Origin of the sequence: Pseudomonas agarici, assembly GCF_001543125.1 — a bacterium.
GTDB classification, from domain to species: domain Bacteria; phylum Pseudomonadota; class Gammaproteobacteria; order Pseudomonadales; family Pseudomonadaceae; genus Aquipseudomonas; species Aquipseudomonas agarici.
Map to the genome: position 1 here is coordinate 5,330,797 of NZ_CP014135.1, position 14,488 is coordinate 5,345,284.

The window sequence follows — 14,488 nt, forward strand, 5'->3', positions numbered from 1 at the left end:
AGGAAAACAAACCACCCGCACCGTATTAAAATAATGCACCGACACTAAGATTAAAAAACCTTACAATAAAGCCACAACAACGACCGGTGTCTATCCGCTAACACCTGATTAAATTAGCAACCACCATTAACGACATCTAAACCAGGACAGGAAGCCATCGACACTCCGCACGTAACAACTTAATAACAACGTCCCAGATCACGACACTTTCAGGCCAAGGGGTTAAGCAACTTACAAAAAATCCAACTTAAATAAAACCATCGCACCACATCAAAACCACCTTCAAAAACTTAACCCCCGACTTCTATGCAACAATAGATACAGCCTCAATGTTTTAAGATACGCTCGACGTGCTTAATAAAATCGTCAACTATACTCTGTAAAAAAGGTTTAGTTTTTTCATTGAGCTCCCCTTTATCATCGAAAAAAGTACTCGCATTACCCAAATAAGCCTCAGGTTGTTGCATGCATAATATATCGAGGAAAACAAAACATTGACGAAGATGCTGATTAGCTCCGAATCCGCCGATAGCACCTGGCGAAGTGCTAATTATCGCTGCTGGTTTTGCGCGACCCCATGAGCTTTTACCGTATGGCCGCGATCCAACATCGATAGCGTTTTTTAGAACCCCCGGGATCGATCGATTATATTCCGGGGTTACAAATAGATAACCATCTGCACTCTGCAACTCCTGTCGAAATACAGTATAGGCCTTAGGCGGTGTATCATCGTCAATATCTTGATTATAAAGCGGCAAATCACCTATCTCTACAATTTTGATGTGCAGTCTACCAGACGCCATCTCAATGAGTGCATTGGCAACTTTTCGATTAATAGAGTCTTTTCTTAGACTCCCCACTACTACTGCGATTGAAGGAATTTGTTTCATATTATATAAATCTCTGCTTTTGGGATAGAATTAACGCATGGAAAACAGTAATAAAAATATTTAAATGCTTATTTTTCAGGCCTGAGGTGGGTTACCCTCGAATGCGTTACGAAGTAGATAACCGATTGCTTTTATTTCAAGACGGCGGGGATTTGGATATTGATTACTCATAACCAGCTCGCAAGCGAGTGGCAGATCTGATTCACGCATGCCGATATCTCGTAACGCTGTGGGAGCACCGTTACTCAATGCCAGATCGTACATTCCTCGAGGGGCGCTTTTTGTACCAAGAGCGTGTGCGATCTTATCCATGGCTTCTGGCGCGGCAATCTCATTATAAGCCAGAGCATGAGGAAGAATCACAGAGTGCACATCCGCATGGGATAAATTGAAACTCCCGCCCAGTGTATGGCACAGTTTATGGTGCAGGGCCATACTGACTTTACCGAGGACGCTCCCGCATAACCAGGCACCGTAAAGTGCATCGGAGCGTGCTGTGCGCATTTCGTCGATATCGCAGATACCGTCACCGTGCCGGCGTAAAATAGGAATCGCGCGAGCAAGGGCTGCTATGCCAGCCTCCGCCATTAAGTTGGTCACGGGACTACGGTTTTCTCCATATAGCCCTTCAGCGCCATGCGCAAGTGCATTTAAAGCACTGGTAATACTGATATTTACAGGTAGATCAAGTGTCAAATCGGGATCATACAAAACTGTACGGGGCATGACTCTAGGATCTGTTCCAGTTCTCTTAATCCCTCCCTCGGTTAAACCGTATATTGTCGTCATCTCTGAACCGGCATAGGTTGTCGGAATCGCTAGAGTTGGTAAATTTAACTCCAATGCAATCGCTTTACCTAGACCAATAGTTGATCCTCCTCCTATGGCAACGACCCCATCAGCCGCACAACTTTTTGCCAATTCGCATGCGGCACGAGCTACTTCTATCGGGACATGCATCGTCGCCCGATCAAAAATTCCAGCTATCCGCTCGGAACCAATTGCCGACCTGACTAATTCGGCGAGCGCATGTTGGCCAGGAGTGCAAAGAACCAACACGCGGTCCAATCCCAGTGCACCCGCCTCCGCACCGAGCTTGCTCATGCTGCCCGCGCCAAAAACGACACGCTGTGCTTGATTTACATAGGCGAAATTTGTCAGCGATGTCTTTTCGCCGCTATGCTTATCAGCAGTATCCACGATGCATCCTCCTCATTCTTATTTAGGGTCGACTTGGCTTGTTAACGGTATAGATAAGATAGATATTGTGATAAGACCAGGTTAAACACTCAACTGCATAGTTTTCCATGATTTTTTTTGCGATAAACATGCTGCAAACAGAGCACTCGCACCGTAAAATACCGCACATAGACAAAGTGCCAACGAAAAACCCATTTGATTGGAAAGTGACCCGAGAGCGAATGGCGCCAGAGCCGAAACACCACGACCTACGTTGAAGCAAAACCCCGCACCGGTTGTTCTCAACCGCGTGGGATAAAGCGAGGAAAAATATGACCCGTAAAGGCCTGGAAATACCAGAAAAAAAGCGTAAGTCATTCCTAATACCATTAATGTCGAACGATCCTGCGCGAAGGCGAAAAACGGAAGAACTCCAGCTGTCGCCAGCAGCGACAGCACTACCATTAAACGTTTACCATAACGATCTGCAAAAAAACCAAAGATGAGATAACCCAAGAAAGTTGCAGCATTTAGTATTACCAAATACATAGCCATTGATTTCAGGTCAAATCCTCGCTCCGACGTCAGGTAGGTCGGTAGCCAAGACGTTACACCCCAATATGCCAGTAGTGAAAATGAGGCAGATACCGTTGCAAAGATCGTCTGGTAAAAAAGACTCCCTTTAAATATCTCAAATGGCCCAGCCAGTACCTCCCTCCCCATGTCGATATCACGTTCCGCTAACCATTGTGGAGATTCTGGTAGAAAAAAATAGACATAGGCAATGGAGATAAACGTCGAGCCTCCACAAATTAAAAAAAGCATCCTCCAACCATGCTCCGGTAAAATTAATGCCGCGAGTATGGCGGCAACGCCAGAGCCCAGAGGAAACGAACTTAAAACCAACGAAGTGGCTCGTGCCTGATGTTCCTTGGGCCAGGTTTCGGCGATATAGGCCGACACAATGCTCCAAACCCCACCAAGGCCAAGCCCTGCGGCGAATCGAAGCGCCATCATTTGTTCCCATGAGTTCAGCAAAGCCATGATACAGGTGCATATTCCGAAAAGCGCAAGCGATGACAGCAACGCCGGCCGCCGGCCAAATTTGTCCGATATCCACCCCACCGTTACACTACTTACGCCAATACCTAACAGAGTAGCGGTGACCAGCAACCCTGCGTCGGCCCTCGACATGCCCGTCTCAGCCATTATTGCAGGCAGCGCGATAGCGAGTATGACGATCTCCAGGGCGTCGAACATATAGCTTAGAAAGCCCCCCACGAGGGCATGGTGCCTAGCTTGGATCATTGATGCCTCCGGTATTTTTATATTGATTCATGTGCACAATGACGAGCGAGACGGTCTTCTGCGGCGTGCAGCGTGATGGTATTCTTCCATTGCATTAAAAAATAGCCGACATATTGGCAAACACCTTCCTACTCAATGGAAAGCTGGCATGGACCGTTTTCACGAAATTGATCTTTTTGTACACATTGCCGAAGCCTCAAGCATCAGTCGTGCAGCCGATCAACTAGACCTGCCGGTATCCAGTGCGAGCCGCCAACTGAGCATGCTTGAAAAACGTCTTGGCGTGCGCTTGGTGCAACGCACCACTCGATCGCTTGCCTTGACTGAGGTAGGCATGGAGTTTTATCGTCGTTGCAAGGACATCTTATCGGACTTGCAGGAAGCAGAAGCAGTTGCGAAAGATTCGGTCGACAATCCCCATGGAACATTAAGGGTAACCGCCTCCCTTTCATTCTGCCTGCTACATATCGAGCCGCTACTGAGTGAATTCTACAAGCGATACCCAGATATCAATGTAGATGTCATTGCAGACAACCAATATCTGAACGTTGTAGAAAATAGTGTCGATCTGGCAATTCGTACTCGGGAGTTTGAAGCTGATAATAATTTGACCGTTAGGAAGCTGGCTGTCACCAAGCGAGTGCTCGCTGCTTCGCAAGCCTACCTGGGAACCTACGGCACTCCTGTTTCGCCTACGGATCTGGCGAATCATAAAATGCTTATTTACAGTTATGCAAACAACCCCAATGAACTACCTTTTGAAAAAGATGGTAAATCATTGATAGTGCCTGTCACCCCGGCATTACGCACCAATGACGGCCAAATTGCGATAAAAGCCGCACTGCACGGTATGGGAATCATCGCCCAACCTAAATATACGATATACAACTATCTTGAAAGTGGCGAGCTAGTTACATTATTAAACGACTGGCAACTACCGCGCCTTACTATGAATATCGCGTATCAGACACGCCGCTATCTACCAACCAAGGTCAGGGTGTTTATCGACACCCTCACAGAACACTTCTCTAAAAATAACTTCGAACAGCGCTGGAACTAAATTCAAGTACCTGTTGCTCTTATTTTCCTGGGAAAAATCCAATCAGATCTCCTGGGAATCAGATATACCGGTTGTGCCTTCAACCCGCATTATTATTATCGTTCCAGATCCGGATCAGCATATTCCACTTTTGCGGCTATTCAGACACTCTTTCCAAAGTTAGCATTCAATTATCGTTTTTTACCACTTGCATTGTGGGTATTTACACACATTGCGGTCATTTCCCGGAGCAATTGAATATGCCTTGTTTTCACACACAAGACGGAGTCGCACTGCACTATAATGACTGGGGCCAAGGCCGTCCGGTTGTTCTCATTCATGGTTGGCCACTAACCAGCGAGAGCTGGGATTACCAGGCTAACAGACTCGTAGATCAAGGTTTGCGTGTCATAAGCTATGACCGCCGTGGCTTTGGCCGATCGGATCGCCCCTGGAACGGCTACGACTTCCAGACCTTCAGCGATGACTTGCGTGGCCTTATCCAGCACTTGAAGCTACAGAACGCAGTGCTTGTTGGCTATTCCATGGGCAGCGGTGAAGTCGCTCGCTACCTGGGTCGCTTTGGTGCCGAGGGAATCTGCGGCGCAGTACTGCTCGCAGGTGTCACACCGCAATTGGCGCAGTCCGCCAATAATCCATTAGGAATGGAGCGTGCGGCGTTTGACGGCTTAAAGCAGGCACTCTGCGATGATCGAATCGGCTGTCTGGATGGCTATGCGCACGCTACTTTTTCAGAAGTCGCCATGCAGCAGTGGTATCTGCATATGACGTATCAGGCGAGCTCCAGAGCAGTGATTGATAGCGCCGAGGCTTGGTATAGCACGGACTTCCATGAAGATCTGAAAAAATTCAGCGTACCTACGCTGATCATTCACGGAGACAGCGATCAAAGCGCGCCGGTCGCGGTTACCGGACGTAAAGCCGCACAATTGATACCGCACGCACGCTATGTAGAGTACAAAAATGAAGGCCACTATTTACCATTCGAGTGTAGAGAACGAGTGACGGAGGACCTGCTTGCGTTCCTGAAATCATTGCCGGGCACGGAGTGCTGAACAGCGTTTCTTGAGCACAGGCTATACCAGCTGATGCTCCGGAAATTGGTTACTCAGATACTCAATGAACGCGGTGACCTTACTGCTCGCCAGACGCCGCGATGAGTGTAATACCCAAAGCTCGATGGGCCTGTTGAGTACATTGCCCCAGATTTTGAGCGCGCTCTGATCTATGCCGTTCTGGCCCAACAGCGACCGTGGCAGCAATCCCACGCCAGCTCCGGCCAGCACGGCATCTCGCACAGGAATGAGCGATGACATAAGTAAGCGCTGCTGTGGGTTCAACGTAATCTGACGATCATCGCGCATGAAGGTCCATTGTCCGCTATCAAACCCACTTGTCAGCATAACAGCGGGCACGTCGATCGGCTCGCCCAAGCCTTTGCCTTCGGGAACAGGCATCGACGCAGGAGCAACCACCAGCATCTCATCTCGAGCAAAGCAGCGGCCGACCAGTAATTCATCGGGTTTTGGATTTACCCGAATAGCGATGTCGTAATGGTCCTCGACCAACTTCACATTGCGGTCTTCGGCGAAGATTTCCAACACCACATTGGGATACGCCTTCGCAAAGCCCGCGGCAATCCGGCCGATCATCGTATGTGCAAATAACACGGGCACGCTGATACGTAGCCGCCCGCTGGGAATCGAGAGCCCAGTAGCCACAAAATCCCCCACATCGAGAATTTCTGTGATCAGATGGTGTGTGCGCTCGTAAAGCGCGCGGCCTTCATCAGTCAGTCGCAGTGATCTCGCCCCACGCTGGAACAAACGTACTCCCAGGCTTTCCTCTAAGTACATCACCCGGCGCGATAATGTGGTCTTGGGGCGGCCACTACTTCGGCTGGCCTTTCCAAAGCCTCCCAGTGCGGCGACAAGATTGAAGTCGGTCAGCGCTTCCAAATCCATGATAACGATCCAAAATTGAAATTAACTATCTATTTTTACGACACCTAATTGCGCAGCCTGAAGCTCAAACCTGAGTGAATGAGCACAGTCCAGCAACAAGCCGAGAGGAAATCCGTTGGGCCCCACCCCTACTCAAGCGCCCACAGTGGATCGCTAGCCATTAAGGTGGTTGCCCAGTCGGCAAAAGCCCGTACCCTCGCCGACAAATCTCGGGTAGCGGGATAGACCAGCGAGATCGGCATGCTCGCCATTTGCCAATCAGCCAATACCTCAACCAGGCTGCCCTTTTGCAAATGCGCATCAGCTTCGGCCCTTGGCAGAAATGCCACGCCCAGCCCAGCCACCGCGGCTGCAGCCGTGGCACCGCCATTGTTGAAATACATCGTCGGTGGGTGATCGAGCGTGAAATGCTCTTCTCCACGAGTGAGTATCGGCAGATGCCGCCTATTGGTCGCCGGGAATTTGAAGCCTAGATGCCTATGCTCGGGAAGATCCGTAGGGGCATCAAGCGCGGGGGCTCCAGCCAGGTAGGAGGGAGAGGCGCAGAAGCAGAAGCGCATCATTCCGATTGGACGACGGATTAGATTCTGATCCAAGATAAGCCCGACACGAATGGCGCAATCCACGCCCTCCTCGACGAGGTCCACGATACGCTCACCGCAACTAATCTCTAAATGGATCTGCGGGAATCTGGCGGCGAAATCCGGTAATGAAGGAGCTATCAACAAAATGCCTACCGGCGAAGGCATTTCGATCTTGACATGCCCGAGAATGGCATTACGACTTCGCGAAACAGACGCTTCTAGCTCATTTACATCCTCCACCACCGTGCGAGCACGACGGTAGTAGGCAGCACCTTCCGCGGTGGTAGAAACCTTGCGAGTCGTGCGATGCAGCAGCTTTATGCCCAGCAGGCTCTCCAGTGCCTGAACCTGGCCCGAGATCGTCGTCTTGGCCAAATTCAACGACTCCGCTGCGCGACTGAAACTACCTACTTCGACGATACGGCAGAACGCTCGCATCGCCTCCAACCGGTCAAATGCCATTGTACGGGTTTCCGTAAAAACAAAACGTATAGACCTAGTTTATCGAAGGACGGTTTTTTTCTATAGTAGTCCCATGCCAGGGCATCGTGTCGAGCTCTGAGCCCCAGGGGCACCATAGGCATCACTGCCACCCATTCGCCCCACGCCATAAGACTAATAAGGGTCTCGACACAGCAACCTCTCGGTCGGAGCGGCACGCCCTGTTTGTAGGACTGCTAAACATGGCTCGGATCAACGGTTGCGCCTACGGCGTAGCATGCTGCATGCGAAAGATATGCTAAACGAAGGTGAACCTCCTTCGTTAACTCTTTGGAGGAGGCGGCATTTTCAACACGCACCAGCGAGGTTCGACTTTTGGGCAGAGAAGCATGTATCGGACTAAAGGTAAAAAGCAATAGGGGCACAATACAAGAAATAATAACTTGGCCAGATAACGTTACGTTAATATTGCGAAAGCTAGTATAGAGAGCCACTTCGATGTCAGATTTTTTATGTCGACGAAGTGACAGAGGCTATCAAGTCCGGGGCGCTTCAGAGGAGATGGTTATTTTATCTTCCCGCTGATTTTTGCCTATTAGCTCTGCCTGCTGCCAAACCTCAAACTGAATTTAATTTAGCACCTCACTGTGCGCACCATTTGAGAAAACACCATGAAAAACACCATCAAATTCTTCGCAATACTTATTTCTATTCTACCTATTTTCGCCCATGCTTCTGACGGCGCGGATGCACTTCAGCGGTTTCATGAAAAAAACACAGCGACCTTTGCCCAACAGACAGAGATTGAAAAGCACAAACAGAAAGAGTCCCAGATAGCGGAACAAGAAGAAAAACAGGCTGCCAATGCCAATCATCCGACCGATAAGCAATCTGCAAATTGAAAACTTGCCCTCTCCATCGATATACATTAGTAAGGATGATCCTGTGCGCGCCCGTTTAGTCACCGTTACCGGAATTATCACCACTGTATTGTTGATCAGTGGTTGCAATAAAGAACCCAGCCAGGCATCAGCCGCCAGCGCTCCCGCTGTCGAGGTGACCGGCGTTACCGTTAAAACCATCAAAACCTGGGACAGCTTCAATGGCCGGGTCAGTGCCAAGGAAACGGTGGCGATCCTCCCCCGTGTCGGCGGCTACATCACCAAGGTGGCCTACAAGGAGGGTAGCGAGGTCAAAAAAGGAGATCTGCTCTTCGTTATCGACCAGCGTCCCTATCGCACCGCGCTGGGCAGCGCACGCGCTCAGTTAGAGCGGGCCCGTGCGTCGCTGGCGTTCGCCAGCCAGCAAGACCAGCGTTCGCAACAGCTGATCAAGAGCAACGCCGTATCGAAGGAGGAGGCGGAACAGAGGCGGTCGGCCCATGATCAGAGCCTTGCCGAGGTACACACCGCCGAATCGGCAGTGGCCGCCGCTGCACTGAACCTGGAGTTCACCGAGGTCCGCTCACCGATCGACGGGCGCACCAGTCGAGCCCAGTTGACGCTCGGTAATCTGGCCGTTGCCGATCAGTCCGTTCTGACCTCTGTCGTTTCGCAGGATCCGATCTACGTCTACTTCGACCCGGACGAGCACAGTTTCCTGAGTTACCAGAAGACGCTGAAAACCTCCGGCAACGCCTCCGTGCGCATCGGCCTGGCAGGCGATGAGAACTTCCCCTACGTTGGCCAATTGAGCTTCGTCGACAACCAAGTGAACGCAACTACGGGTACCGTTCGTGCACGCGCAACCGTGAACAACGCCGACCGTCTCCTCACTCCAGGGCTTTTTGCCAAAGTTCAAATGTCAGTGGGCGAACCAGCGCCGGCCACACTCATACCGGATCGGGCGATATTGACCGATCAGGACAAGAAATATGTTTATGTTTTGGGCGCCGACAACAAAGCCGAGAAACGTTATGTCGACACAGGAACACTGCTCGACAAACAACGCGTCATCATTTCCGGAATTGAACGCGATGACAAGATCATCGTATCTGGCCTGCAAAACATCCATGCCAGTGGGACTCCAGTCACCCCCACGGGCAACAGCGAACGTCAAGTTTCCAATACCGTGAGAAACTAAAAGTCATCATCAAAGGCTCCTATCATGGACTTTTCCAAGTTTTTCATCGACAGACCAATCTTCGCGATTGTTCTGTCGATTATTATTTTCGCGGCGGGCCTGGTTGCAATGCCGCTGCTGCCGGTGGGCGAATACCCGGAAGTTGTGCCACCCACAGTCGTGGTAAAAGCCACCTACCCTGGCGCAAACCCCAAGGAAATCGCCGAGTCAGTCGCCGTCCCGCTGGAAGAGGCGATTACTGGCGTCGAAGACATGATCTACCTGAAGTCGGTCGCCAGCTCCAACGGCACGCTCCAGGTGGTCGCCACCTTCAACTCCAAAGTTGATCCGGATACCGCCGCCGTGCGCGTGCAGAACCGGGTGAGCCAGGCACTCTCGCGCTTGCCCGAATCGGTTCGCCAATACGGCATCACCACCCAGAAGCAATCGCCGACGCCGTTGATGTTCGTCGACATGTTCTCGACCAACGACAAGTTCGACGCCCTGTACCTGCGCAACTATCTGCGTCTGCATGTGAAAGATGAGTTGTCACGTATTCCCGGGATTGGCGACATCATCCTGTATGGAGCGGGCGACTATGCCATGCGCATCTGGCTCGATCCCGACAAGCTTGCCTCGCGCGGTATCACCGCTCAGGACGCAATCGCCGCGATTCGCCAGCAGAACGTACAAGTGTCGGCGGGTCAACTAGGGGCAGAGCCTTCGCCGCAGGACAACGAATTCCTCATTTCGATCAACGTTCAGGGTCGACTGAAAACCGAGCAGGAATTTGGCGATATCATTATCAAGGCCGGTGGCGACGGGCAAGTCACGCGCCTCTCGCAAGTGGCGCGAGTGCAACTGGACTCCAGCGACTATACGTTGCGGGTATTTCGCGGCAAAAACCAGGAAGTCGCTATCGGCTTCTTCCTCACTCCTGGCGCCAATGCCATTGAGGTGGCCAACGCGGTCTACGCCAAACTCGATAGCCTGTCCAAGGACTTCCCTGAAGGCGTGAAGTACGTCAGCGTCTGGGATCCCACGGTTTTTGTCCGGGAGTCGATCAGCGCCGTTCAACACACGCTGTTCGAGGCGATGGTGCTTATCGTCTTGGTGGTGGTGCTGTTCCTGCAGACCTGGCGGGCCTCGATCATTCCATTGATCGCCGTGCCTGTATCGATCGTCGGCACCTTCGCATTTCTCTACATACTGGGTTACTCCGTCAATACCCTGACCTTGTTCGGCCTGGTCCTGGCAATCGGGATCGTGGTGGACGACGCTATCGTGGTAGTGGAAAACGTCGAACGCAACATCGAACTGGGCCTGAGTCCGCTGCAGGCGGCGCATCAGGCCATGCGTGAAGTCTCGGGGCCTATCCTGGCAATCGGGCTGGTGTTGTGCGCCGTATTCATTCCCATGGCATTCATGAGCGGCGTCACGGGACAGTTCTACAAGCAGTTCGCTGTCACCATTGCGATTTCGACTGTCATCTCGACGATCAACTCGCTGACCCTGTCGCCGGCACTGGCCGCCAAGCTGCTGCGTCATCATCACGCCCCGCCTGATCGCCTGACTCGTTGGATGAATGCGGCACTGGGCTGGTTGTTGCGCCCATTCAACCGATTCTTCAATCGCAATTCGGAGCGCTACGAGGGCACCATCGCTCGGCTCCTGCCACGGCGCGGGGTTGTCTTCGTGGTCTATGCCGCGTTGTTGGGCGCCACCGCTACTCTGTTTAATGTAATTCCCAGCGGCTTTATTCCCAACCAGGACAAGCTCTACCTCTTCGCGGGCGCAACACTGCCACCGGGAGCCTCACTGGCTCGATCCGATGCAGTTGCGCGTGAAATGTCAGCGATTGCCTCGAGCATCGACGGCGTGGCCTATGCCAACTCCTATGTCGGCTCGAATGCGCTGCAGAACACCACGACCCCCAACCTGGTAACCTCCTACGTACTGCTCAAGCCGTTTTCGGAGCGCACACGCAGTGCGGCGGAAATCAACGCCGAGCTCAACCGCAAGTTCGCGGCGATCAAGGACGGCTCCGCCTATGCGCTGTTGCCGCCGCCCATCCAAGGCCTGGGTAACGGTTCCGGTTATTCGTTGTTCCTGACCGATCGAGGCGGCTTGGGTTACGCGGCCTTGCAGCAGGCCCTGAACAAATTCCAGGCGGCAGTGGCCAGCACTCCGGGCATGACGTTCCCGGTAAGCTCCTACCAGTCCGACATTCCGCAGCTGGAAGTGAAGCTGGACCGCACCAAGGCGCAAGCCCAAGGTGTGGAACTGACGGCTATCTTCGATACATTGCAAACATATCTGGGCTCGGTTTATGTCAATGACTTCAACATACTGGGGCGTGTCTACCGAGTCGTCGCTCAGGCAGACTCGCGCTTCAGACAGAGTCCGACGGATATTGGCAATCTGCGTGTGCGCAACGTACACGGCGAGATGGTGCCGATCAGCGCAATGGTAGACATCGTGCCGACCTTCGGCCCGGACCCGGTCATGCGCTACAACGGTTACCCGGCGGCCGACCTGATTGGCGATGCCGATCCGAGAGTCATGTCTTCGGGCGAAGTCATCAAGAAACTGCAAGACATCGCGGCGCGCACGCTACCCCGTGGGATTGAGCTGGAGTGGACTGACCTGAGTTATCAACAGGTGACCCAGAGTAACACCGCAGCCATCGTCTTCCCGATCGCCGTCATGCTGGCGTTCCTGGTACTGGCCGCACTGTACGAGAGCTGGACATTGCCATTGGCGGTGATTCTTATCGTGCCCATCTGCATGTTTGCCGCCTTGACAGGGGTATGGCTGACCGGCGGAGACAATAATGTGTTCGTGCAGGTAGGCCTGGTGGTGCTCATGGGACTGGCTTGCAAAAACGCCATTTTGATCGTGGAGTTCGCACGCGAACTCGAGATGCAAGGCAAAGGTACTATCGAAGCGGCCCTGGAAGCATGCCGTCTGCGCCTGCGTCCTATTGTCATGACCTCGGTGGCGTTCATCGCCGGTGCGGTGCCGCTGCTGGTCGGAATGGGCGCGGGGAGCGAAGTACGTCACGCCACCGGCGTTACTGTTTTCGCCGGGATGCTCGGCGTGACGATCTTCGGTCTGTTCCTGACGCCGGTGTTCTACGTGGCGCTAAGGAAACTCGGTGCCACCGTCCCCAACCACACCTCGAGCCTAGCCCCACACGCTGCGGAGGACTTGCACCATGGTTAAGGTAAAAAGCTGGTCCATGCCTGTATTGATGGCCATCTTGCAGGGCTGCACGGTCGGGCCCGATTTTCATCGGCCCCAGACGCCCGACATGCCTGAGACATTCACCCAGGCCAATGTCGCGCCCGCAGCTCAATCACAAGCGAACGCCGCTGATTATGAGTTCTGGAACCGATTCGAAGATCCACAGCTCACGTCTCTGGTGAAAACCGCACTGGCCGCCAACTATGACTTGCGCACGGCTCTGGCCAATTACGACGCAGCGAACGCGCTGCTGCGCCTGGCCAGATTCGATCAGATCCCGACAGTCACCCTGTCGGCGCAAGCCGGTCACCAACGGCTGAGCACCGATGAAGCAAACGGAGCTTCACGTAGCGATGATGTGTATGCAAACAAGGCCTCGTTGAATTGGGAGCTGGACTTCGTCGGCCGGATACGGCGCTCGGTGGAGTCTCAGAAATCCGAAACGGCGGCGCGAGCCAGCGACCTGCAAGCCATGCAGGTCGCCGTGGTCAGCCAGGTCGCGTCAACTTACATCGACCTACGTGCTGCCCAGAAGATACTCAGGCTTTCAAAAACCAATGCCGACAGCCAGCGGGAAACGCTGGATATCGTGCAGGGTCGGCTGGATGCGGGACGTGGTTCGACCTACGATCTCTCCCGAGCTCAGGCCCAGCTCGATACAACGCTGTCGCGCATCCCGCAACTCGAAGCCCGCGTTGCGGTAGACAGGCACCGACTGGCCGTACTGGCGGGACTCACACCCACCGCTCTGGATGCGCAATTGCAGAAAGATACCGGTATGCCGGTAGTGCCGGATGTCATCGAACCGGGTACGCCAGCGGACATCATCCGACGGCGGCCGGATGTCGCCTCCGCCGAGTATCAGCTCCATGCAGCGACTGCGCGAGTGGGCGTTGCCACGGCTGACCTTTTCCCGAGGGTCAGTCTGGGCGCGGCATTTGGCACCTACGCGTTCAGTGGCGACGGACTTTACTCCAGCAGTGGCGAGTCCAATCTGGCTTTGCTGGGCATTGACTGGTCGTTCCTGGATGTGGGGCGGGTCAAGAGCCGCATCGCCGCTGCCGACGCCCAAGCAGCTGCCCGGCTGGCGGGGTATCAGCAAACGGTACTCAGAGCACTGGAAGACGTCGACAATGCACTGGTCCGCTTCGCCAGAAACAAGGATGAAAATGCACGGCTGGTAAGTGCTTCGAATGGCTGGGAAAAAGCCGCGGGGATTTCCAGCGCCAGGTATCAAGCTGGAGCTATCGAGTTGTTCGAGTTGCTGGACGCACAACGCTCGCTTTACAACGCCCAGATCTCAGAAGCTGACAGCCAGGCAAGAAGTACCACCAGCGCGGTAGATTTGTTTGTCTCCCTTGCGGGTGGATGGCCGCAATACGTCCCTCAGCAATCCAACCAGCCGAAGTGACCGGCTCGAGTAACGCTGGGGCAATCCCAGCGTTACTCGTTTTCACCCCTCCTCCCCGCACGACCTATGACCGGCCTCGTATCGATCCTCAGGAACCAACGCTGAATGTTCAGCTAGCGGCCTGTGTGGTGAGCTCAGCAAGTCAATTTCGGCGCCACCAGCTCCTGGGCACCTTTCACCGCACCTCTTTCTCCCAGACTCCTTACTCAATTACCAAGTGCTGAGGTCATTCATGCACCGCCCGAGCGTAAGCGGGCCGAAAAAAAACCTCGTTCGAGACGATCTGCAGCAAATACTGCACGCTCTGAGCACATCGATTTCCACTTAAAGGTAACAATCTCTAC

General features: G+C 53.2%; 11 protein-coding genes. 6 read left to right on the forward strand and 5 right to left on the reverse strand.

Going from position 1 to position 14,488, the window contains the following annotated elements; all coding sequences use genetic code 11:
• Positions 1 to 326: 326 nt before the first annotated feature.
• The 3 genes from AWM79_RS24695 to AWM79_RS23380 all read right to left on the reverse strand — a co-directional run bounded on the left by AWM79_RS24695 (position 327) and on the right by AWM79_RS23380 (position 3,377).
• Entirely contained in the window at positions 327 to 890 is a 564-nt protein-coding gene (locus AWM79_RS24695) for an NADPH-dependent FMN reductase (RefSeq protein ID WP_074861814.1), read from the reverse strand.
• 75 nt (positions 891 to 965) lie between these two features.
• Positions 966 to 2,090, reverse strand: coding sequence for a maleylacetate reductase (locus tag AWM79_RS23375; protein WP_425262047.1), 1,125 nt, complete (start codon positions 2,088 to 2,090; stop codon positions 966 to 968).
• Between the two features lie 81 nt (positions 2,091 to 2,171).
• Positions 2,172 to 3,377 carry an MFS transporter gene (locus tag AWM79_RS23380; RefSeq protein WP_060783867.1) on the reverse strand — a complete coding sequence of 402 codons (1,206 nt, stop codon included), beginning with the start codon at positions 3,375 to 3,377 and terminating at the stop codon, positions 2,172 to 2,174.
• A 148-nt stretch (positions 3,378 to 3,525) separates the two neighbouring features.
• Between AWM79_RS23380 and AWM79_RS23385 the strand changes: the two genes are divergently transcribed.
• The gene (locus tag AWM79_RS23385; protein ID WP_017134284.1) at positions 3,526 to 4,437 is read left to right on the forward strand and encodes a LysR family transcriptional regulator; all 912 of its coding nucleotides are present in this window, start codon (positions 3,526 to 3,528) and stop codon (positions 4,435 to 4,437) included.
• A 239-nt stretch (positions 4,438 to 4,676) separates the two neighbouring features.
• A complete protein-coding gene (locus tag AWM79_RS23390) occupies positions 4,677 to 5,492 on the forward strand; it encodes an alpha/beta fold hydrolase (protein WP_017134285.1) in 816 nt (271 codons plus the stop codon).
• 21 nt (positions 5,493 to 5,513) lie between these two features.
• On the opposite strand, the gene AWM79_RS23395 is transcribed toward AWM79_RS23390, so the two are convergent.
• Both AWM79_RS23395 and AWM79_RS23400 read right to left on the reverse strand, forming a co-directional pair.
• Positions 5,514 to 6,401, reverse strand: coding sequence for a LysR family transcriptional regulator (locus AWM79_RS23395; protein WP_017134286.1), 888 nt, complete (start codon positions 6,399 to 6,401; stop codon positions 5,514 to 5,516).
• 128 nt (positions 6,402 to 6,529) lie between these two features.
• Positions 6,530 to 7,447 (reverse strand): LysR family transcriptional regulator, encoded by a 918-nt coding sequence (locus AWM79_RS23400; protein WP_017134287.1) that lies wholly within the window; start codon positions 7,445 to 7,447, stop codon positions 6,530 to 6,532.
• A gap of 650 nt (positions 7,448 to 8,097) precedes the next feature.
• Here AWM79_RS23400 and AWM79_RS23405 point away from each other — a divergent pair.
• The 4 genes from AWM79_RS23405 to AWM79_RS23420 are packed head-to-tail and all read left to right on the forward strand — an operon-like array spanning position 8,098 to position 14,144.
• Positions 8,098 to 8,328, forward strand: a complete 231-nt coding sequence (locus tag AWM79_RS23405; protein ID WP_060783868.1) for a hypothetical protein — start codon at positions 8,098 to 8,100, stop codon at positions 8,326 to 8,328.
• 43 nt (positions 8,329 to 8,371) lie between these two features.
• Positions 8,372 to 9,508: an efflux RND transporter periplasmic adaptor subunit gene (locus tag AWM79_RS23410; protein WP_244159596.1), complete on the forward strand. Its 1,137-nt coding sequence runs from the start codon at positions 8,372 to 8,374 to the stop codon at positions 9,506 to 9,508.
• Positions 9,509 to 9,532: 24 nt separating this feature from the next.
• A complete protein-coding gene (locus AWM79_RS23415) occupies positions 9,533 to 12,712 on the forward strand; it encodes an efflux RND transporter permease subunit (protein WP_017134290.1) in 3,180 nt (1,059 codons plus the stop codon).
• A complete protein-coding gene (locus AWM79_RS23420; protein ID WP_017134291.1) occupies positions 12,705 to 14,144 on the forward strand; it encodes an efflux transporter outer membrane subunit in 1,440 nt (479 codons plus the stop codon). Before AWM79_RS23415 ends, AWM79_RS23420 begins: the two co-directional genes overlap by 8 nt.
• Positions 14,145 to 14,488: the final 344 nt, after the last annotated feature.